The following is a 20,517-nucleotide window of genomic DNA, read 5'->3' on the forward strand; positions in this document are numbered from 1 at the left end:
GTCTTTCTTATAGATGTGAATTTTTATTACTGTTAACTTTAGATTAATAAATATTTATTTAATTTTTAAATATTTTATTTAATTGTGATTAACTTGTAAAAAATATAGAAGTAGAAAGTTATGTAGAAATCGGTTTTTAAAATGGAATTTGCATATCAGTTGTAATAAAATTACAAAGTAAATTACGATCTATTTTTATAATATTAGATAGAGATTTATAAGATAATTAATGTACTAAGAGCAAAATAAGGATTTTCTTAAAAATAAAATAAATTACCAGTGTTTTTCTAATTTTAATCTCATAATTAAAATGATTTATGCAAATTTGCATGTGAATTTAGGTCTTCTTTTAAAAAGAGAGAATATAAAAAACTTTCGTTTTATTATTTAGAGGTATCCTATTTAAGTTTTTTATATTTTAAAGTGGTACATTTTATATATTTTGTACCAGCAGTCTATTATTTTTTTTATATCTTGTAATTTGGTTTTTGAACCTATACTAATTCTAATTGAGCATCTTGCTTGTTCTTTCGTTACTCCCATTGCAAGTAGAACATGGGAGGGTTCAACCTTTCCAGAAGAACATGCAGAGCCATTGCTAACTGCAATGTTGTTAGAATCAAAATGCATAAGTTGTATGTCATTTCTTACTTTTGGCATATAAATGAGACTTGTATTTGGTAACCTTTTAGAATTTTTACCAAAAATTTTTATATCACTTACAAGTTTTAGTAGTTCATATTCTAATTTATCACGTAGCTTTTTTATTTTATTTGCTTTTGACAGAAGATGTGGAATATCATGTAATGCAGCAGAAAGACTCGCAATTGCGATAATATTTTCTGTACCGCCTCGTAATCCTTTTTCTTGTTCTCCACCTACTATAATAGGTTTTATTGTAAGTTTTTTATCAAAAATTAAAACTCCGCTACCTGCTATGCCACCAAATTTATGAGCGGATAAAGTTAGTAAATCAACTCCTAAATCTTCCATATTGATTTCAATTTTTCCAATGCCTTGAGTAGCATCAGTATGACACACTGCTCCATATTTATGAGCTATTTCGGATATTTTTTTAATTGGCTGGATGACTCCGGTTTCATTATTAGCTGTCATAACTGAAACTATTACTTTTTTATCTTCTTTAATTTTACTTAGAATTTTTTCTAATTCTAAAAGGTTAATAATACCTTCTTGATTAACTGGTACTATATGTGGATTATACGTAGAATTAAGGATTGAAGGATGTTCTATAGCCGAAATTACGTGTTTAGAATTAACAATTCCTTTCATAACGAGATTATTTGCTTCAGTAGCACCAGATGTGAAAATTATTTCTTTATTATCTAAAACGCCAATAGTTTTACGAATATTATCCCTTGCATCATGAAGAATTTTTCTTGTTTCTTGTCCCTTTTTGTGTGGTGACGAAGGGTTCAAAATTTGTTTTGATAAAACCTTAAGTATATTTTTTTTTACACTTTTAATAATTGGAAAAGTTGCATTATAATCTGCATATATGTAATTTCTAGAGAGTACGTTTGAAGATTTATTTATCATTATTCTTTTGATAAGAACACCTGTTATTTACTAGTTTAGCATAATAAAAAGTTTGTTGCAAAAGTAACATGGGTAACATATACTAAAGTAGTAGGGCTTATAGATATGGTAGAGGTTTTTTTAAGTAATGCAGCAAAAAAAATAGAAGGTGAGTATTATCAAAGCAGGAAGGCAAACGCTCCCGTTGTATTAATTTTACATGATCGTCCTGGATATGGTGCTATGGACAATAGGATAATACATAGTGTATATGCATCTTTTATTGGTAATAGTTTTTCTGTTTTGAGGATTAATTTTCGTAGTGCTGGGAAATCTGCTGGGAGTTTTGATAAAGGTGTGGGAGAGTTAACTGATGCTGCAATAGCAATTGATTGGCTTCAAGAGCATAATCCTAGTAACGTTCCAATTTGGATAGTTGGCTTTTCTTTTGGGGCGTGGGTGGCTATGCAGTTAACAATGCGTCGTCCTGAAATAGTGGGTTTTATTGCTCTCTCTCCTCCAGCGACGAAGTATGACTTCTCGTTTTTTTTTCCTTGTCCCGTCCCTGGACTTATAATACAAAGCAGTAATGATGCTCTCTCAGAAGAGAATGATATAACGGAATTAACAAGGAGATTAATGAATTCGGTTAAAAGTGATTTTATGGAGTATCATGTTATAAAAGGTACTAATCATTTTCTAAGAGATAAAGAAGAAGAAGTAGTTCAAATTATAGATAGTTATATAAAGTTGCGTTTAGGTAGTACATCTTTTTCCTACAAAAACTAAGAGAGAAAAAAATTAAGAGAGAAATGAATGGCGTATTAGCATTTTAAATTTGTAAAATGGTGAGTAATAAGGTGCGGGGGTGTTCGCAATCAAAGAAGAAGGTTTGTATTAGGGGTTGTTTTATTTAGAATTATATTTTTATTTCATACCTGAATACTTAACAAGTAGAAGGATCAAGATTGTGTAAAAAGGTAAAATAATATTTCGATTTTATATTTTTGTATTTTATTTATATTTTGTTAATGATTTATTTTTTATTTGTAATATGCAATCTGCCATTTCTGCTAGATGGTGATTGTGTGTTACTATTAGCATAGAATTATTATTTTTTTTCACATATGAGCGCAATAGTGAGAATACATTTGATGAGTTTACTGGATCTAAATTTCCCGTTGGTTCGTCTGCAAGTAAAAGCTTTGGAGAATTTATGATGCTTCTAGCAATTGCGACTCTTTGTCTTTCTCCTCCAGATATTTTAGATATTAAGCTATTAGCTTTGTTTTTAAGGCCAAATTTATCTAGTAAAATTTGCGCATTTTTTGTTGCGTCAATTTTATTCTTTCCAGCAATGAGTTGAGGAAGCATAATATTTTCTAATACTGATAATTCTTGTAATAAATGATGGAATTGATAAATAAAGCCTAAGAAATTTCTTTTTATATAAGTTTTACATTTATCATGTATTTTTGTACAATTTATTCCATTTATAGTTACTATGCCTGAAGTTGGTTTATCTAATAAACCTGCAATTTGTAATATAGTTGTTTTCCCTGATCCTGAATCGCCAATTAATGCAATTATTTGTCCACTTATAATTCTTAAGTTTATATTATTTATAACGGGAATTTTATTGAAGATTTTATTTATAGAAATCAATTCTAACATTGCTACACATTACCATTATTTATGCGAAGAAATGGTAGAAGAAGCCCTCCAAGGGGGAGAGACCATTATGATGACTAAATTGAAAAACTATTGCCACATCCACACCTAGATTTAACGAGAGGATTTTTTATTTGAAATCTAGAACCGTTTAGGTCTTCAATATAATCTACGATTGAATTATTTATAAATTTTATAGAATGATTATCTATTATTAATACAGGGTTTCCGTTTTTATCGTTAATTATTATGTCATTATTATCTTTAATAGAATCATTGGAGTTTATCTCGTAATTCTTGTTTTTCTTATAATCTTCATTATTATTTTTATTAAGTTTGTTGATATAAGAATTATCATTTTTGTTCTTTTTTAGAGATAAATTTTTATTTATCTGATCTATAAAAAAATTATATTTAAATCCAGAGCATCCTCCTCCTGAGACAGCAATTCGCAAAACAAAATTTTTGTTTTTTATGTTTTCTGTAAGAGAATGAATTTTTTTTACTGCATTATCAGTTAAATTGACATTATAATGATTTGTTGACATAGTTATTATTAATTAATGTTTTTATTTTATTTATTTCGAGAAACTTTATTATAATTGAAATTTTGCATATTAAACAATAATTTTTATTAAATTGTGTATACTTCACGAATAAAATAAAAGGAAGGTATTTTGGAGAATCAGAAGACGAAAGCCTTAGTTGTTCCAGCAGAGTAGTGGTTAGCGTATTATTTATTCAATGCGTTAAATTGTTAGGATATAAACATAGTTTTTTATTTTATGGATATCAAAAAGTTATTATGCTAAACTTAGTTGTGATTTGAAGTTGCGTGAACTGCACAATTTTAATTGTTAAAGGCTTTAATTTGTGCGAAGGCATGCTGAATGTATGTAGGATTAATACATGTGGTTTGCATATTATTATTCAGATATATGCTAGAAATTTGTTAAGTAAACTGTTAGGATTTAAATTTTGATAGTGAGAAATATGAACTTGATTCTAATGTCTAATTTTAGACTGTGAAGATTTTAATTTCGTTTTGAATAAAAAATATTGATTTTGACGGTTCTGAATGAAGTGGATTATAAAGTGTATAAATGGCCCCCCATTTTTAATTTAGTCAAAAGTAATAGTTCTATTATTAAATAGGCTAGTTATTTATTATAGTTAGGGTTAAAATTACACTATAATAGTGTATTAGTTTTACTTAAAACTTGAAGTTTTCAAAAGTTTAAAACGCAAGTCATTTCAATTCTAAATGGATGATATTTATTTTAATAATGTAATTAAAGTAAATTTAATAATTATAGAAGATTTGTTTGATGTTTTTAGTCAGAGACTTTTTAAAGATGTGAAAACAATATTGAAAATTATTTCGTAATAAATTTGCACATGAATTGCAGCAGAATTATAGGAGTTATGGTAAAAGGTGTTCTCTTACAATGTGGATTAAGAATAGTTGGGGATCATCTTTAAAGTAAGAAAGGTATAAGAGGAGGATGTGAGAAAAGTTAACAAAAAGGTATTGGTCAAATTTTTATTTGATATTGAATGCGTTAAAAAGAAATGAAGAAATATAAAAATATAGATAAAGTGTGTATAGAAATTACAAGTTGAATAGAACGATAAATAAAGTAAAATATTGGTGTAAGAAGTTTCAGTGTTTTTAATAATTGAATTATTATTCTCTCGATTAAAATAAGTTTTGTGAATTAATGTTTGGTAATAGTAATATGATTATTGTCTCAGGTATATGAGAAGGGTAAGATTTGCTATTCACATATATATGAGTTTTATACAGTGGAGTTTAATGTTTTATAGAATGATTTCTTTTAATGAAAAAAGTGATGATTATTTTATGTCAATTGCTTTAAAGCTTGCCAAAAAAATTTTGGGAAGTGTTGCACCAAATCCGGCAGTTGGGTGTGTTATTGTAAAAAATGGTGTAATAATTGCAGAAGGAAATACGGGAGTTGGTGGTCGCCCACATGCAGAGATAGTTGCCTTACAAAAAGCTAAGAATTTTGCTTGTGGCGCAACTATGTATGTTACTCTCGAACCGTGTTGTCATTTTGGAGTTACAAGGCCTTGCATTGAAAAAATTATAAAAGCAAAAATAAAAAGAATAGTAGTTGCAACAATTGATCCTGATATGAGAGTTTCAGGTGGGGGTATTAAGGCCCTAGAAGAAGCTGGGATTGAAGTAGAACAAGGAGTTATGCAGAAAGAAGCAGAAAAATTAAATATTGGATTTTTTACTACTAGAAAGTTATGCAGACCATTTATAGTTTGCAAAGTTGCGATAACTCTTGATGGAAAAATTGCATCATTTACAGGTGATAGTAAGTGGATAACAGGTGATGATACGAGAAATTGGGTACATAAACTTAGAGCGAAACATGATGCTATTATGATAGGTAGTAATACCCTTATCAGAGATGATCCATTTTTAACATGTAGATTACCAACATTTATGCCTAATAGGCAGTCACCAATAAGATTAATTATAGATAGTCAAGGAAAGTTAAAAGAATGGTGTAATATTGCAAAGACTGCAGACAAAATAACAACATGGATAATTACGAACAAAAAAGTAGAAGAAAAAATAAAAAATATTAATTATTTAATAGTTAATTCAAATAGCGTTGGAAAAGTTTGTTTAAGTGATATGACATCAAAGCTTGCTTTAGAGATTGGTATAACAAGGTTATTAGTTGAAGGTGGTGGAATATTAATTACAGAATTAATGAAAAAAAAATTGATTGATAAATTGATAATTTGTCGTACTGGTAAGATTTTAGGTAATGATGCAATTCCCTTTATAGGAAATTTAGGAATTAAATCTGTTGATAATTGTTATCAATTTAAAAAAATAGAAACAATAAATTTCAATGAAGATATAGTTGAGATTTGGGTTTAATTTATAATATTATATGATTGAATTTATAGAAAAATAGTTTGAAGAAAGTTTACGTATGTACTTTAAATACGTGCTTTGTGTATATGTTTTTGAATATTTATCCTTTTAAGGAGGGGGATAGTGTATGTTTTTGGAAATTGTACTACTAAAGTAATAAAGAGAATAATTAAAGTTATAAATATAAAAATGATTACAATGTGAGATTTTATAATGGAGCTTTAAAAATTAGATTCTATTTATTAATAGAATTGGGGAGTTAGTTATTTATAATTAATTATGTGTGGAAAGGTGGCTGAGTTTGGTTTAAAGCACACGCTTGGAAAGCGTGCCACATATATAAAATGTGTCGGGGGTTCAAATCCCCCCCTTTCCGGGTTTTTATATATTATTATTTAGGTACAAAACAAGGGTATGAAAAACATAATGCTTATTGGTGGTGGGGTTGGAAATGCGGTCCTATTTTCAATAGGAGAGGCCTATCTCAAAAGAAATAATAGGGTTTTGTATTTTGCTGGTTATAGAAAGTTGAATGATGTGTTTAAGCAAGTATCTGTAGAACTTGCATCAAGTGCAGTAGTTTGGGTATGCGAAGAAGGATTAATAAAAAAAAATAGAGATCAAGATAAGTCTTTTTGTGGCAATATAGTTGATGCAATAATTTCTTATCAAGAGCGTATATTGGGTGATATTATGATTGATTTGAGTATTATAGATATAATTATCACTATTGGTTCTGATAAAATGATGAAAGCTATAAATGAAGCGAGAAAGACAATTTTAAAGTTATATTTAAAGTCAGAGCATTTAGCGATATCTTCAGTTAATTCGCCTATGCAGTGTATGATGAAAGGGATTTGTGCGCAGTGTGTACAGCGACATGTAGATATTAAAACAGGAAAAGAAAACTATGTATATAGTTGTAGTAATCAAGATCAAGATATGAATCTTGTTGATTTTGATTTCCTAAGTGAACGCTTAAAACAAAATAGTTTACAAGAAAAACTTACTTCAAAATGGATAGAAGAAATATTAAACAACAAAAAAGGAAAATAAGAAAGCAATATAGAACTATTAGAAAAAATCTTGATGAGAAATATTCTAGTAATGCTAGAAGTTTTGTTGTCAATTCTTTTAAAAAGAACTTAGCTAATCTTGTTAGAAGTAAAACAGTTGCAGCTTATATTCCTATCGATGGAGAGATAGATATTATACCTTTAATGTATAATTTGTTGTATCTATCTTATAGGGTTGTAGTTCCATGGCAAAATAAACCATTGAGATTTAAGGAGTGGAATATGGTAAGAGGAGGACTAAATAATAAAAATATAATTCCTGATATAATTATCACTCCAGTTATTGCTTTTGACGATCATTTTAATAGATTAGGTTTTGGTAGTGGATGTTATGATTTTGTAATAAAAGAATTACGATCATTAGGTAAAATATTTATAGGTGTAGCCTATGAAAGGCAGTATTGTAAAATACTACCAATAGAGGAGCATGATCAAAAGTTAGACATTATAATAACAGAGACGCGTGTTATGTATAACAATTGATGCTTTATGTTGTAAAATCTTATAAAAAAAAAGAGTAATGTATTTTATTAATTGTTGATATTTTTGAATAATTTTTAGAATGTTTTCATCTTGGGATTTTGTTTAGTTTTGTTAGTACATTTCTTTATTAAAGATAATGATATGAATATTCATGTCGTTGTAAAATAATAATATGGAGATGTTATCTTTATAATAAAGAGAATTATTCTATTAATTGTGAGTAGTGAATTATGGCTTCAAGTTTTTATAAGTAGGAGGTTGCTTTCTAAAAGCAAAAAAAAGGAGCGATGTATGAAAGATTTTCAAAGAAAGTTTGTTAATATAACAATAAAATGCATATAGTTTTTATTGCTAAAATAGTTGTTAAGAAATAATTTTTATTTTGAATTGTTGAAGGTGATTTTTATATAATATTGTATTAAAATAGTTTAAGTGAGATATTATCGTTTAGGTGATAAATAACTATCGAAAATAAAGTGGTTCATGGGGGTCTTGGGGTTTTTATTTTTGAGTGGTTATACGTGGTTATACTGTTTTATTAGTTATTAAAGTTTTTAGAAATTAGTTATTTAATAATCTGATTGGCTATGGTTTATAAATTGAAAGTGAGAGGTAAAAATAGTTTAGTAATATTGAAAAATATTATGTTTTGATAGTGTTAGTATGATAAAATACTAGATTTTAGTAGGATGATCTATGTTAGAGTGGTTATTTTGTTGTTAAACAATTTCAATTAGATTGGTGTTTTCTAAAAAAGTTTGAGAATTGGTGCTATTATAAAATATATATTTATATAATGGTGTGCTATACATAATATAAAAACTATTTTCAGATATTTGTATTTTAAATAGTTATTGAGTTTTACATTAGTGGTAATTTTGAGAGTTTATATTTGCATTAGTAATTATTTCTTGCGATATTTTTCATTATATATTGGAGTGTGCATTTTGTATTCGTACTATAAGTATAGTGATTTTATTATATTTAATCTTTATATTTTATAAAATATTAATGAGAAGTATTATGAGGGGTATAGTTTGTAAAATGTGGTAGGGAAACTTTTTTTTAATTAAGTTAAGAGCAAGATCCAAAGAAATCTTTTAGAAGTGTGAGAATTTTATGAAAATTAAAGTTGGAGTAATAGGCTGCGGTAAAATGGGGAAAAAAGTACTGAATGAATTGGTTATGAATACCAAATTAAATATAGTTGGTGCTGTTGCTAGCGCGAGTAATAAATATATAGGTTTAGATATAGGATCAATTATAGGTGGTTCTTTTGTAGGGGTTAAAGTTACGAGTTCTATTAGAGATGTGTTTAATCTGTCTGATGTTGTAATAGATTTTACAACTAAAGAATGTATGTTAGATTGCCTTAAGATGTCTGTAAAATTTAAAACGCCATTAGTTAGTGGTACGACTGGAATAGAAGATGTTGATTTAAAGAAATATTCTGCTAAGGTTCCAATATTATGGTCACCAAATATGAGTATTGGAGTTAATGTGTTATTAAAATTAGTAAAAAAAGCTGCTAGTCTTCTAAATAAAGAGTATGATGCTGAAATTTGGGAAATGCATCATAATCTTAAGAAAGATTTACCATCTGGAACAGCTGTAGAATTTGGTAGAGCGATTGCTAATGCTTCAGGTAGGGATTTTCAGCTTAGTCAATGTTTTCATAGTTGTTCGAAAATGAGAAAGAAAGGAAGAATAGGATTTGCAGTATCTCGTGGAGGTGGGGTAATAGGAGATCATAGTGTGATGTTTATTAATTCCAATGAACGTATAGAATTGAATCATAAAGCGATTGATCGTGTATCTTTTGCTAAGGGAGCTGTTCAAGCAGCAATGTGGTTATATAAAAACAAAAGAGAGATACCTGGACTTTATTCAATGCAGGATATGATGTGATATGAATGGTGATATATGTGCCTCCATTAAGGATTTAAATCTTTGGTATGGTTCTAAACAAATTTTATTTAATATAAGTTTAAATATTTATAATAAAAAAGTTACTACTTTTATTGGGCCATCTGGGTGTGGTAAATCAACCTTTTTGCGGTGTTTTAATCGTATGAATGATTATATACCGGGATGCAAAGTTACTGGCAGGTTAATTGTTAATGGGCTTGGTGATATATATTTGCGCGATACGGATGTTGTATTATTGAGAGCAAAAGTTGGAATGGTATTCCAAAAGCCGAATCCTTTTCCAAAATCGATATATAATAATATTGCTTATGGACCAAAATTACATGGTATAATAAAGGATAGGCAAAAATTAGATGAAATAGTAAAAAATAGTTTAATTAAAGTAGGTTTATGGGAAGATTTAAAAGATAGATTGCAGGATAGTGCATTAGATTTATCTGGTGGACAACAGCAGAGATTATGTATTGCTCGTGCAATTGCAGTGAAACCAACCATTTTGTTAATGGACGAGCCATGTTCTGCTCTTGATCCAATGGCTACAAATGCAATTGAGAATCTTATTCAAGAGTTGAAATTAAAATTTACAATTATAATGATAACTCATTCAATGAAACAAGCTAGGAAGTTATCTGATAGTGTAATTTTCTTTTTTAATGGTAAGATTGTTGAATCTGGAAGTGTTAAGGAAGTATTCGAAGATACTCAGTTTCCCCTAACAAAAGAGTATATTCTAGATCATTAAATTTAGTTTTTAATTGTACTAAAGATTTATTTTATTATGTTAGCGATAATACGACTTTCAAAATCAATATTTATTATGTCAGATAATGAGTTTATTTTAAAATAATTGTTAAAATTTTCTATAGTTAATCTTATTATTTCGATTATTCTTAAAAAGTTGATTTGAGATTTTAAAAACTTATTAACTGCTACTTCATTTGCTGCATTAAGTACAATACTGTTTATATGTGGAAAAGAAGAGTTTAATACTTCGATACCGAGTTTTAACGCAGGAAAGCGTATATAATCTGGTTTTTGAAAAGTTAATTTTTGCCCTATTAAATTTAATTTATGTTTTGAGATTAGTCTTTTTGGCCAGTATAAAGCATATGAGATTGGAATTGACATATCAGTTTCTGCAAGTACAGCGAAATTAAAACCATCTTTATAAGTTACGATTCCATGTATTATTGATTCAGGATGTATTACTACCTTGATTTTATTTTTATTTATATTAAACAGATTATGTGCTTCTATTATTTCTAATGTTTTATTTATCATTGTCGCACTGTCGACGGAGATTTTTTTTCCCATATTCCAGGTTGGATGATTTAGTACTTGGTTTATTGTAACGTTTTTTAATTTTTCTAAATTGTAATTTAAAAATGGCCCACCAGAAGCGGTAAGTATAATTTTTTCTATATATTTTTTATTTTTTTCTAAAATTTGAAAAATTGCATTGTGTTCAGAGTCAATAGGAATTATTTGTACATTTTTTTCTTTAGCTTTTTTAATTAAGAATTTTCCACCACAAACGATACTTTCCTTATTTGCTAGTCCTATAATTTTAGTGCCACTTTCTATAATTTGCATTATAGGTTTAAGAGCCGCAATGCCAACTATTGCAATGATTGCAAGATCAATTTGTAGAGAGGCAACATTCATTAAACCTTCGCTACCGGCTTCAACTTTAATATTTGTATTAAAAAGATTTTCTTTTAAGTTTTTAAAAAATTTTCTATTAGAAATAACAACATATTTTGCATTTAGCAGTTTTGCTTGATAAGCTAGAAGATTAAAATTAGAATGTGCGCTGAGTGCTTCTATTTGGTATTCTTCTTTTCTCTTTAATAAAAGACTTATAGCCTTTTTTCCGATGCTCCCAGTTGATCCTAAAATTGAAATTTTTTTCATTAAAATATATTGTGATATGTATATTTAGTAGGACAAATTTTTATTTGTTCTGGATGTTTTGGATTAATTCAGAACTTTCTTCATCTTTAAAAAGATACATTGAATAACGCGAAAAAGAAGAAAATTGACTATGATGATCATGCGTTGTATCGTGTTGTATATTATTATATAAGCCCTGAGCATTATAGAATATTTCGTTGTTGATATAAGGATAATCTTCATAATTTTCATTGTAATTTATGTTATTAGAAAAGTATTCTCCGAGATTTTCAAAGCATTTTATACCAAACATATTGCATGATTTACCAAATAGTGTTACCAGGTTACTACCATTTATTAAACTTTCAAATACATTGCAATAAGCAGAGATCATTCCTTCGTGAGTGTTAAATAACCACTTCACTCCGTCTATAACGGTTGTAGCGGTGTCACAGTAACCAAGACCAAAGCCGCTTTTTTCTTTGTAATATTCCTTGTATTGTTGTTGGGATTGCCATTCTGCAACATTTGAACCTTGAGATTTGTTCATAACTTCATTTTGATCTCTAAAATATTTTAAATGTATATTACTTAAATTCACATTAGAAGTCTACTAATAAATAGTTATTAGTAAATTTACTAATAATAAATATTAGATCATCAATAAAAATTTTTATAAAATTGAGAGATGATATATATAGCAAATTCATAAAGTTTTTATAAATTTTATGATGAATTATTTTAAGGTGATTTAAAAATCTATGAGAAAGCTATATTTATAGCGGTTTATATAAAAATTGCTTTTCTTATAAAGAAATAAGATAATATAAAAAGATGAACTCAAAGAAAGTTTTATAATATAAAAATGATATAGAGTATAAAATAAAAAGAAAAAGAAGATAGTGATAGATGATGATGTTCTAAATTTTGTTCAGATAGATATTAATTCTATTATAATGTTATAAGTAATTATATTATAATATTTATTTAGGTAATTATAATAGAGTTTTAATAATTGTCGAAATATAGAAGGATATTGTACCCATGATGTATTTTTGTTAGTTTTATTTAGATTAATTTTATTTAAAAGCTTTGAATATTTGGTATTATCAAGGAGAGATTTCGATATAAAAAGGGATTTTGTGTGAAGTGGAAAATTTTACTAAAGAACAGATAGTCGAATTTTATAAAAAAATGCTGCTTATACGTAGATTTGAGGAAAAGGTAGGACAGTTGTATGGAATAGGTTTAATAGGTGGATTCTGTCATCTGTCAATAGGGCAAGAAGCGGTTGCAGTAGGAACGCAGGCTGCATCTAGGTTAGGTGATGCTTTTATTACAAGTTATAGAGATCATGGTTTAATGTTGGCGTGTGGTTCTGATCCAAATGTTGTTATGGCAGAATTGACAGGCAGGGAAATGGGATGCTCAAAGGGTAAGGGCGGTTCAATGCATATTTTTGATATTAAAAAAAAGTTTTTTGGTGGACATGGAATAGTGGGTGCGCAGATTCCAATTGGTACTGGTATAGCGTTTACTAATAAATATAAAAAAGTGGATAATGTAGTATTTACGTATTTTGGTGACGGCGCTACAAATCAAGGACAGACATATGAATCATTTAATATGGCGGCTTTGTGGAAATTACCTGTAGTTTATATTATAGAAAATAATGGGTATGCTATGGGTACTTCTGTAAAAAGATCAACTTTAGTAACTGAATTATATAGAAGAGGAGAAGGTTTTGACATTCCTGGAAAGCAAGTTAATGGAATGGATTTTTTTTCTGTTTATAAGGAAACAAGTGAGGCGGTTAAGTATGTACGTAGTGGAAAGGGACCTGTTTTACTTGAAATGAAGACATATCGATATCGTGGTCATTCGATGTCTGATTCTGCAACTTATCGTTCAAAAGAAGAAGTTGAAAATGTAAAGCAAAATCATGATCCTATAAGGATTTTAAAAAAGTATATAGTGGATAACAAGATTGCTCAAGAAGAGGAGTGTAGGGTAATCAATAAAGAAGTATTGGATTTAATAAAAAAATCAGAAGATTTTGCTAAAAATAGTAAAGAACCAGATATTAATCAGTTGTATGCTGATGTTTACAAAGTTTATTAATTAATTAAAAGCTTGTGTTATAACAAATGATAATTATCTCTAGATAGAATAAATTTAGGAATTATTTCAGAATGTTAAAAAATTTAGAGCAATTATATATTGTATTAATTTTGAAGTTTATTATTTATCTCTTATTTAAAAAAGTTTTAGGTAAACGTTTAATAGATAGAGATAATAAGGTGATATGGGATAATATACTTTTGAAAATAAGAAAGTGCCCGAGAGAAGATTCGAACTTCCATAACTAAAAGAGTTGCTAGCATCTGAAGCTAGTGCGTCTACCGATTTCGCCACTCGGGCTTGTAATTTATACTAAAATATAGATAATATATCTAAATAGTTTTTAGTTTAAAAATTAAATGTCTGATAGTTTAAACGTAGATCAAATGTTTTTTGCTCAAAATGATACTAATATTAATAGTGTATATGAAATAGTGAATAATGCACTGATTAATAGCGATGGTGGTGAGTTATTTTTAGAGTTTCATCAGTCGGAATCATTAATTTTCTATGATAATATGTTAAAACATATGGATTTAAATGTTAGGAGTGGGTTTGGTTTAAGGTCTTTTTGTGGGAGTAGCACGTTTTTTGTTTGTTCTTCTGAGATTAGTAGAAAAGAAATTAGTAATGCTGCTTCTATAGTTAGAAGTTTAGTATCATTAAACGAGGTAAATTCAGTAAGTTTAGATAAAAAAGTAAGAGATCTTTATTCAAGGGTAAATCCAATAAGTGAAATAGATCTATGTTTTAAGAAAAGATTGCTTAATGATGTTAATGAATATATAAGATCTAAGAGTAATTGCGTAAAACAGGTAAAAGTAACCTTAAGCGGAGAATGGCAAGTTGTACAAATAATAAAAAAAGGCAATTATAGATTTATTGATATTAGACCTTTAGTACATTTTAGTATATTGGTTATTGTAGAAAAAAATGGTCGTACTGAAAGATGTTCTATTGGACATGGTGGACGTGATCTTTATAGTAAGTTTATTTCTAAAAAAAAATGGAAAGAAGTTGCAGATCGAGCTTTAGAGCGTGCATTAGTAAATCTTGAAGCGCTTCCGACTCCTGCTGGAGAAATGACGGTTGTTCTTGGTTCAGGTTGGCCAGGAATATTGTTACATGAAGCTGTGGGACATGGGCTTGAAGGAGATTTTAATCGCAAGGGGGTTTCAGCATTTTCAAATGCTATTGGAAAACAAATAGCATCTAGTGGAGTGACTATAGTTGATGATGGAACTTTACCTAATTTACGTGGTTCTATTAGAATAGATGATGAAGGTACTCCTTCTTGTTGCAATCTTTTAATAGAAGATGGAATCCTTAGAGGATATATGCAAGATCATATGAATGCTAAGCTTATGGGAGCAAATTCAACTGGTAACGGCAGAAGGGAAAGTTATAAAAAAGTTATTATGCCTCGTATGACAAATACTTATATGTTGCCAGGAAAGTATACTCCAGAAGAAATAATATCTAGTGTTAAAAAAGGTTTGTATGCAGTAAATTTTGATGGTGGTCAAGTTGATATAACATCTGGAAAGTTTGTTTTTTCATCTTCAGAAGCTTATTTAATAGAAAATGGTAAAGTTAAACAACCAGTTAAAGGAGCTACATTGATTGGTGATGGACCGACAATATTGAAGAAGGTATCTATGGTTGGTAATGATTTAAAATTGGATCCTGGTATTGGTACATGTTCAAAAGATGGGCAAAATGTGCCTGTTGGAGTTGGTCAACCAACGCTTAAAGTTGATGCAATTATAGTGGGTGGAACTGAGTTACAGGAATATGTTTTATAATATTCTGATTGGTGACGACTGGTTAGTTATTTTCTTAGTTTAAAGTGTTAAAAAAATTTGGATTAGCAAAAATTGTTAGAAAAGAGATGAGTAATTTTGAGTTTTATTTTTTAAAATTTCTTTTAAAGTAGGTTTTATGTTAATTTGTTCTAACACTGTACCAGCATCAGGTTGTTTATAATTATTGTCCTTTTTTAAGTAAGTTGATTTTTGTATTGCAGTAGGATGATTGTTTTTTTTTTCTATTTCAATTGGAGTCTTTAAAAATTTGTAAATTTTGTCATTAACTTCATTGTTCCATTTTTCTTTTTTTTCTTCAATACCGGGGCAATATAGGGTGCCATTTTTATTATTTAAAAAAAGATTCTTGATTGCATTTATCTCTGTAAGTAGAAGTCCAATAATAGCAATACTCATTACAATGGGATTAATGCTAAAGATTAACGTTGTGAAAACAAAAAAAATAAGGGGAAGAAAAAATTTGTGTATGAACATTATTATTACTTCTTCATCACTAAGTGGTAACTCATTTTCTTCTTTTTTGTTTAAAAACTGTATCTTTTTTATTAATGTAGTCATTAAGATTTTAGAGAAGTTTTTAAGACTCATTTTGTTCTAATATTTCAAAGTATTTATTAAAAAATTTAACTTTTGATCTTATACATCTGTATTTCGTTATACATATTATTTACACATCTTATCAAGTGCTTTTTTTAAAATCATTTTATAAATTTTTCTTGTTATTACTAGATTTTACTTCTATTTAAAATGGGATAATTAGATATGATTTTGTTTTAATTTTTTGATTGAGAAAATTTTATTTTAGTGAGTAGAAGAATGATAATCTTTATATATAGTTTAGGAGAGTAACTTAAAATCTTTAAAAGAGAGAGATTAATATTTGAATATAGTTTTAATAATTTTATGTGATCGTTTGTTTTATTTGATACTTTCTTTAAGTTATAAAGGATTTTGTCTTGGATAGGTGATTATATAGGTGTTCTGTTTTTCCATCTTAGCATATTTTGATTAATTTATTAACTATATCCCTTTTATAGGATATTACTTAATTGGCCTTAAAATAGGTGGAGAGAGCTATATTAAGTTTTAATTTTAATACTTATCATCCAGTTACTATAAAATATTTTTATTAGAGTTTGAGTTTTAAATGATTTTAATGTTTAAAAGTTTATCTATTAAAAGTGATTAGTGTATAATAATGCAGAAATTTTATTAAAAATAAAAGGTTTATTTAATGAATTATTCTTTACACCAGAAGAAAAACAAAAAAATTATAATTTATCTCGCAAAATTATACAATGCTCTAAAATCTTGATTCCTTTATAATTAAGATTATTAGGTTTTGTATTGTTGTTTTTGAAAGTTTTTTAGTTTTGCTATTAGTGAAATAAATTCGTATTTTTCCAGAAATGAAAATAATCTTCCCATATTTGGGGGATGTATTCTATATTTTGATATATTATGTTGAAGATTTACTTTTTTACAGAGTAAAAGAAGTTTTTGTGATATTAGTATTTTTTCTTTCTCTTTGATGAGAATATCGCGTATTTTTGTTTGTTTGATATTAGTAATATTTTCTAAAATTTTATTTAAAGAACCAAATTCATTAAGCAATTTAATTGCAGTTTTCTTGCCTATGCCTAGAGCTCCTGGGATATTATCAGATGTATCTCCGATGAGAGAAAATAAATCTAGAAGCTTATCAGAACTTACACCAAATTTTTCTATTATTTGTTTTTCATTTATATACATGTTTTTAATTGGGTCCAATATTGAAATATTTTGATTCAAAAGCTGGAGTAGATCTTTATCTGATGATACTACTATAATTTTAAAATTGTAGTAGTTAGTAGTATATTTTGTAACCAATGTTGCAATTATGTCATCTGCTTCATAATTTTTAATTTCTTCATAGCTTAGATTAAAAGCTTTTAATGCTTTTTTTAAAATTGCAAATTGTGCAATCAAATTTTTAGGAGGTGTTATTCTGTTTGCTTTGTATTTAGAGTATAAATTGTGTCTAAAACTCTTTTTACCAGAGTCAAGTGCTATGGTTAAATAATCAGAGTGAGTAATATATTTTAAAATCATGTTCAAAAAACCATATACTGCACCTGTTGGAATACCTGTTGTAGTAGTTAAATGGTGTAATACATAATAAGCTCTAAAAAAAAAGCAGTAACCATCCACGATTGTAAAAATTTCTTTTTTCATAAAAATGAATCTCATGTTCTGTTGAGTTTTACTATTTTTAGTATGTAAAAATCAAGTTTTTATTTCTACTTTTAGATAATATTTTTTAAAGTTAAAAGAGTGAGTTTTTTATTTTACTAGTAATAACTAGTAATAAATTGATGCAATGTGATTGAAATCAGGGATAAAATTAATTAGTTTTTATTTTTGGATTTAAAATAAAGTAAAAACGATAATTTTACTTATGAAAGTTTACTAGAATTTTTGTTTTATATTTTAATATGTTTTGTGTACTTAATAAAGTTTATTTTTATAAAGGTTACTATTATTTTGTAGGTTAATTTTATTTATATTGTATAGTTATTCTTAAATAAGAAATAAAGTATGGAAACTGATATTGTAATAGTAGGTGCGGGACCTGTTGGAATATTTACAGCTTTTCAAGCTGGAATGTTAGATATGAAATGTCATATTATAGATGTTTTGAATCAAGCTGGTGGACAATGTATTGCTCTTTATCCAGAAAAACCTATATATGACATACCAGGTCATCCTATAATTACTGGTCAAGAGTTAATTGAAAAATTAATGGAGCAGGCTTCGATGTTTAAGCCTATTTATCATTTAAGTCAAAAAGTAGAAAAAATTTTAAGTAACGATAATAAAAATTTTGTTGTAGTAACAAATGTAGGTACAGAAATAAAGTGTAAAGCGATTATTATTGCGGCCGGAAATGGAACATTTGAACCTAATCGTCCACCACTTGATGGTATATTAGAGTATGAAAATAAATCTATATTTTACAGTGTAAGTAGAATTTCCGATTTTCAGGATAAGACCATAATTATTGCGGGAGGGGGGAATTCAGCTGCTGATTGGATTATAGAGCTTTCTAAAGTTGCAAAGAAAATTTATGTAGTGCATAGAAGAAGAGAATTCCGTTGTGTTACTAGAATTAAAAATGAGATTGAGTTGCTTGTAAATAATGGGAAAATAGAACTTATAGTACCGTACCAATTATATGGATTAATAGGGAAAAATGGTCAGTTGAATGCAGTAATAATAAAAAATATTATTTCTGGAGAAGAAAGAAAAATAATCGTTGATTTTTTGTTGTTATTTTTTGGATTGTCAGTAAGTTTGAGTTCAATAAGTAATTGGGGTGTCTATACAAAATGTGATCGTATAGTTGTTAATCAGACCACATTTAGAACTAGTAGGGATAGAGTATACGCAATTGGTGATATAGCTACTTATTCTGGTAAATTAAAGTTGATACTTAGTGGTTTTGCTGAAAGTGCTATGGCTTGTTATGACATACATAAAGTGATACACGGCTCTTCGGTTAATTTTTTTCAATACTCAACCTTAAAAGCGAAGGATGGTATTTATTAGTTAAGTTAAATATTAAATGTGTACGTAGAAAATTTTATGTTTTAATAAAAAAGTTTATGGTTAATATACGTAGCATAAAGAATTGTGATTTTGATAATAAGGCTGTTTTAGTTAGAGTTGACTTTAATGTTCCAATAGAAAATGGGAAAATCCGTGATACTACTCGTATTTTGAGGGTGTTGCCTACTATTCAATATCTAGTGAATGCAAATGCAAAAGTTATTATTGCATCCCATTTTGGACGTCCAAAAATTAAAAATAGTAGTTTATCATTGAAAAATATAGTTCTAATTTTATTAGAACTTTTGAATAAAGAAGTAAAATTTATTAATGATTGTATTGGCAAAAAAGTATTGGAAGTAATAAATAAGATGGATAGAGGAGATATAGTGTTATTAGAGAATTTAAGGTTTTATAAAGAGGAAGAACAAAATGATTTGAGCTTTGCTAAGCAATTGGCATCAATAGCAGATATATATGTAAATGATGCGTTTTCTTGTTCTCATAGGGCTCATGCTTCTATTTCACGCGTTACAGAATTTTTACCTTCATATGCAGGATTTTGTTTACAAAATGAATTAGAATGTCTTGAAAAATTTGTAGCATCATTTAACGGGCCTGTTACTGCAATAGTTAGTGGTACGAAAGTGATAACTAAAGTAAAAATGCTTGTTAAGTTAGTAAAAAGGGTTAATTATCTTATTCTTGGAGGTGCAATTGCTAATAATTTTTTGTTATTCAACAGAGTAAATATAGGTAGATCTCTTTTTTATAAAGGAATTGATGATCTTATTTGTAGAGTTATTGAGACAGCAAGTAGATATAATTGTAAAATAATTATACCAGAGGACGTTTTGGTTGCAGTGAACTTTGATTATGGAACTTGTATTTTAAGAAATATAGAATCTGTTTTAAGTGATGATACAATTTTAGATATTGGACCTAAGACTTTATCTTTAATAAGTAATATTATATTGAATAGCAAGACTCTTTTATGGAATGGTCCTATTGGTGCTTTTGAACATCCAGCTTTTGCAAATGGAACGATAAAGGTAATGAAAGTTGTAAGTGATTTAACTAGTAAAAAGAAGTTAACCAGTGTAATAGGAGGTGGAGATATTTTATCTGCAATGAGTATTGCTGGTCTTACTAATGAAAATTTTACATATGTTTCGACCGGTGGGGGTGCATTTTTAACTTGGGTGAGTGGAGGTGAAATGCCTGGAGTTACAGTGTTACGTAATTAATATCTTAAAGTGTGCTTTTATTTATGGTTATCTCTTATTCATTAGTAGAGAAGAGAACAAAGATTCTATTATCTCTTAAATAAGAGAGATTAAGGGATTAATTATTAGTGGGAGTTTATAAAATTTTGTGTGTTTTATAGAATATGCGTAGCTATACTAGAATGTTGGTTATAAAAACTTATAAAATAGAAAAGTCTTAATTTTAAAAGAGTAGTTTAATT

Annotated in this window: 17 protein-coding genes and 2 tRNA genes; 11 read left to right on the forward strand and 8 right to left on the reverse strand. The window is 27.9% G+C overall.

Features of this window, described 5'->3' with window-relative positions; translation table 11 throughout:
• Positions 1 to 411 precede the first annotated feature (411 nt).
• Positions 412 to 1,560, reverse strand: coding sequence for a cysteine desulfurase (locus LJI21_00585; protein ID WFW29804.1), 1,149 nt, complete (start codon positions 1,558 to 1,560; stop codon positions 412 to 414).
• 105 nt (positions 1,561 to 1,665) lie between these two features.
• Between LJI21_00585 and LJI21_00590 the strand changes: the two genes are divergently transcribed.
• Entirely contained in the window at positions 1,666 to 2,328 is a 663-nt protein-coding gene (locus tag LJI21_00590) for an alpha/beta fold hydrolase (protein ID WFW29805.1), read from the forward strand.
• A 225-nt stretch (positions 2,329 to 2,553) separates the two neighbouring features.
• On the opposite strand, the gene LJI21_00595 is transcribed toward LJI21_00590, so the two are convergent.
• Together LJI21_00595 and LJI21_00600 are read right to left on the reverse strand one after the other, a co-directional pair.
• Complete coding sequence (locus LJI21_00595; protein WFW29806.1) at positions 2,554 to 3,213, reverse strand: ABC transporter ATP-binding protein; 660 nt, start codon at positions 3,211 to 3,213, stop codon at positions 2,554 to 2,556.
• 74 nt (positions 3,214 to 3,287) lie between these two features.
• The gene (locus tag LJI21_00600) at positions 3,288 to 3,758 is read right to left on the reverse strand and encodes an iron-sulfur cluster assembly accessory protein (protein WFW29807.1); all 471 of its coding nucleotides are present in this window, start codon (positions 3,756 to 3,758) and stop codon (positions 3,288 to 3,290) included.
• 1,268 nt (positions 3,759 to 5,026) lie between these two features.
• On the opposite strand from LJI21_00600, the gene ribD reads away from it, so the two are divergent.
• The 6 genes from ribD to pstB all read left to right on the forward strand — a co-directional run bounded on the left by ribD (position 5,027) and on the right by pstB (position 10,363).
• Positions 5,027 to 6,136, forward strand: a complete 1,110-nt coding sequence (gene ribD / locus LJI21_00605; GenBank protein WFW29808.1) for a bifunctional diaminohydroxyphosphoribosylaminopyrimidine deaminase/5-amino-6-(5-phosphoribosylamino)uracil reductase RibD — start codon at positions 5,027 to 5,029, stop codon at positions 6,134 to 6,136.
• 282 nt (positions 6,137 to 6,418) lie between these two features.
• A tRNA-Ser gene (locus LJI21_00610) sits at positions 6,419 to 6,509 on the forward strand.
• Between the two features lie 38 nt (positions 6,510 to 6,547).
• Positions 6,548 to 7,189, forward strand: a complete 642-nt coding sequence (locus LJI21_00615; protein WFW29809.1) for an oxidoreductase — start codon at positions 6,548 to 6,550, stop codon at positions 7,187 to 7,189.
• Positions 7,150 to 7,692: a 5-formyltetrahydrofolate cyclo-ligase gene (locus LJI21_00620; protein ID WFW29810.1), complete on the forward strand. Its 543-nt coding sequence runs from the start codon at positions 7,150 to 7,152 to the stop codon at positions 7,690 to 7,692. Before LJI21_00615 ends, LJI21_00620 begins: the two co-directional genes overlap by 40 nt.
• A 1,119-nt stretch (positions 7,693 to 8,811) precedes the next feature.
• The gene (gene dapB / locus LJI21_00625; GenBank protein WFW29811.1) at positions 8,812 to 9,600 is read left to right on the forward strand and encodes a 4-hydroxy-tetrahydrodipicolinate reductase; all 789 of its coding nucleotides are present in this window, start codon (positions 8,812 to 8,814) and stop codon (positions 9,598 to 9,600) included.
• Position 9,601: 1 nt separating this feature from the next.
• A complete protein-coding gene (pstB, locus tag LJI21_00630; GenBank protein ID WFW29812.1) occupies positions 9,602 to 10,363 on the forward strand; it encodes a phosphate ABC transporter ATP-binding protein PstB in 762 nt (253 codons plus the stop codon).
• Between the two features lie 26 nt (positions 10,364 to 10,389).
• Here pstB and dxr read toward each other — a convergent pair whose 3' ends face one another.
• The gene (gene dxr, locus LJI21_00635) at positions 10,390 to 11,535 is read right to left on the reverse strand and encodes a 1-deoxy-D-xylulose-5-phosphate reductoisomerase (protein ID WFW29813.1); all 1,146 of its coding nucleotides are present in this window, start codon (positions 11,533 to 11,535) and stop codon (positions 10,390 to 10,392) included.
• A 40-nt stretch (positions 11,536 to 11,575) separates the two neighbouring features.
• Positions 11,576 to 12,064, reverse strand: coding sequence for a hypothetical protein (locus LJI21_00640; GenBank protein ID WFW29814.1), 489 nt, complete (start codon positions 12,062 to 12,064; stop codon positions 11,576 to 11,578).
• Between the two features lie 599 nt (positions 12,065 to 12,663).
• Between LJI21_00640 and pdhA the strand changes: the two genes are divergently transcribed.
• Positions 12,664 to 13,635 carry a pyruvate dehydrogenase (acetyl-transferring) E1 component subunit alpha gene (gene pdhA / locus LJI21_00645; protein ID WFW29815.1) on the forward strand — a complete coding sequence of 324 codons (972 nt, stop codon included), beginning with the start codon at positions 12,664 to 12,666 and terminating at the stop codon, positions 13,633 to 13,635.
• 215 nt (positions 13,636 to 13,850) lie between these two features.
• Here pdhA and LJI21_00650 read toward each other — a convergent pair.
• Positions 13,851 to 13,935 (reverse strand) — tRNA-Leu (locus LJI21_00650).
• A gap of 59 nt (positions 13,936 to 13,994) precedes the next feature.
• Between LJI21_00650 and tldD the strand changes: the two genes are divergently transcribed.
• The gene (gene tldD, locus LJI21_00655) at positions 13,995 to 15,440 is read left to right on the forward strand and encodes a metalloprotease TldD (GenBank protein ID WFW29816.1); all 1,446 of its coding nucleotides are present in this window, start codon (positions 13,995 to 13,997) and stop codon (positions 15,438 to 15,440) included.
• 75 nt (positions 15,441 to 15,515) lie between these two features.
• On the opposite strand, the gene LJI21_00660 is transcribed toward tldD, so the two are convergent.
• Positions 15,516 to 16,019 (reverse strand): hypothetical protein, encoded by a 504-nt coding sequence (locus LJI21_00660; protein ID WFW29817.1) that lies wholly within the window; start codon positions 16,017 to 16,019, stop codon positions 15,516 to 15,518.
• 777 nt (positions 16,020 to 16,796) lie between these two features.
• The gene (locus LJI21_00665) at positions 16,797 to 17,675 is read right to left on the reverse strand and encodes a hypothetical protein (GenBank protein ID WFW29818.1); all 879 of its coding nucleotides are present in this window, start codon (positions 17,673 to 17,675) and stop codon (positions 16,797 to 16,799) included.
• Positions 17,676 to 18,038: 363 nt separating this feature from the next.
• On the opposite strand from LJI21_00665, the gene LJI21_00670 reads away from it, so the two are divergent.
• Both LJI21_00670 and LJI21_00675 read left to right on the forward strand, forming a co-directional pair.
• Positions 18,039 to 19,049, forward strand: a complete 1,011-nt coding sequence (locus LJI21_00670) for an NAD(P)/FAD-dependent oxidoreductase (protein ID WFW29819.1) — start codon at positions 18,039 to 18,041, stop codon at positions 19,047 to 19,049.
• 56 nt (positions 19,050 to 19,105) lie between these two features.
• Positions 19,106 to 20,296: a phosphoglycerate kinase gene (locus LJI21_00675; protein WFW29820.1), complete on the forward strand. Its 1,191-nt coding sequence runs from the start codon at positions 19,106 to 19,108 to the stop codon at positions 20,294 to 20,296.
• Positions 20,297 to 20,517: the final 221 nt, after the last annotated feature.

The sequence above is a fragment of the Wolbachia endosymbiont of Menacanthus eurysternus genome (assembly GCA_029715105.1).
Classification (GTDB): domain Bacteria; phylum Pseudomonadota; class Alphaproteobacteria; order Rickettsiales; family Anaplasmataceae; genus Wolbachia.